At 38.9% G+C, this 1710-nt stretch carries 2 protein-coding genes; both read right to left on the bottom strand.

What is annotated here, in order from left to right; genetic code table 11:
* Positions 1 to 1065, bottom strand: a protein-coding gene (locus A9G24_RS02845; RefSeq protein ID WP_442902749.1) for an IS3 family transposase whose coding sequence is annotated in 2 segments (ribosomal slippage) — positions 1 to 822 and positions 822 to 1065 — 1066 coding nt annotated over the 2 segments. Because the reading frame shifts where the segments join, the coding sequence is not laid out codon by codon here. This gene is flagged as partial in the annotation.
* Positions 1066 to 1134: 69 nt separating this feature from the next.
* Positions 1135 to 1710: DDE-type integrase/transposase/recombinase (locus A9G24_RS02835; RefSeq protein ID WP_065637680.1), on the bottom strand; the 576-nt coding region annotated here is incomplete at its 5' end.

Raw genomic sequence — 1710 nt, 5'->3', positions numbered from 1 at the left:
TTAAAGGTGTTGCAGATAAACCGATGTTATTTAATGCCTCATGCGGTCTTTCGGTGTTATAAATCGTTAACCATTCTTCGGTTATTCTCCTTGCTTGTGCTAAGTTGTTAAAAAGATATAAATCGAGTACTTCAGTACGATAGGTGCGATTAAATCGTTCAATGTACCCGTTTTGATATGGGCTACCGGGCGCTATATAATCAATGGCTATATCATGTGATTTAGCCCAGTTTATAAAGGTTTTTCCTGTAAATTCTGGTCCATTATCGACGCGTATTTTTAATGGATACCCATGATATTCAGCCAGTTTATCTAAGTAACGGGTAATCCTTCCTGCTGGTAAGCTTACTGCAATATCAATCCCTAACGCCTCACGATTAAAGTCATCGATGACATTGAATGTCCTAAAGCGACGTTGATTACGACTACTGTCACTCATAAAATCCATTGACCAACATTCACCTTGTTTATTGGGGACTAATAACCTTTCCGGGCATCGTGGAGGAATGCGTTTTTTACGCTTTACCCTGAGATTAAGCTTTAATTCACAATACACCCGATATACCCGTTTATGATTCCATTGATAGCCGAGCTTTCTGATACGATTAAAACATTTAGGAAAACCCCAGCGTAAATGCCGGTCTGTGACAGCATTCAACACCGAAATAATCACTGAATCATCCTGTAACTTAGGTTGATAATAGTAAGCACAACGGCTTAAGCCAACAATGGCACAACTCATAGCAATAGTAACTGAATGATTTTGTTGTAGTTGCTGTGCCCACATTTTACGTACCTTTGTGGGCACTAAAGCTTTTTTATGATTTCTTCCTGAAGCTGGGATTTTAAGCTCAGTTCGGCAAACATCTGTTTAAGCTTACGGTTTTCAGCCTCCAGCTCTTTTAAGCGTTTGATATCCGACGTTTCCATTCCGCCGTATTTTTCTCGCCATTTATAGAAAGTTGAATTACCCATGCCATATTTACGGCACAGTTCTTTAACGGGAATACCTGCCTCTGCTTCTTTTAAAATAGCGACGATTTGATGTTCAGTCATTTTTTTCATAATTAAATCCTCTTTTACTTTTATCATGGAGAATTTTCTACTTTTTTGCTGTACTATTTTAGGGGATAGTTACACAATGTACCCGTTTTGATATGGGCTACCGGGCTGGATATAATCAATGGCTATATCATGTGATTTAGCCCAGTTTATAAAGGTTTTTCCTGTAAATTCTGGTCCATTATCGACGCGTATTTTTAATGGATACCCATGATATTCAGCCAGTTTATCTAAGTAACGGGTAATCCTTCCTGCTGGTAAGCTTACTGCAATATCAATCCCTAACGCCTCACGATTAAAGTCATCGATGACATTGAATGTCCTAAAGCGACGTTGATTACGACTACTGTCACTCATAAAATCCATTGACCAACATTCACCTTGTTTATTGGGGACTAATAACCTTTCCGGGCATCGTGGAGGAATGCGTTTTTTACGCTTTACCCTGAGATTAAGCTTTAATTCACAATACACCCGATATACCCGTTTATGATTCCATTGATAGCCGAGCTTTCTGATACGATTAAAACATTTAGGAAAACCCCAGCGTAAATGCCGGTCTGTGACAGCATTCAACACCGAAATAATCACTGAATCATCCTGTAACTTAGGTTGATAATAGTAAGCACAACGGCTTAAGCCAACAAT

The sequence above is a fragment of the Gilliamella sp. App6-5 genome, assembly GCF_001690525.1.
Classification (GTDB): domain Bacteria; phylum Pseudomonadota; class Gammaproteobacteria; order Enterobacterales; family Orbaceae; genus Gilliamella; species Gilliamella apicola_H.
This window is presented reverse-complemented; position numbering and strand designations above follow the sequence as displayed.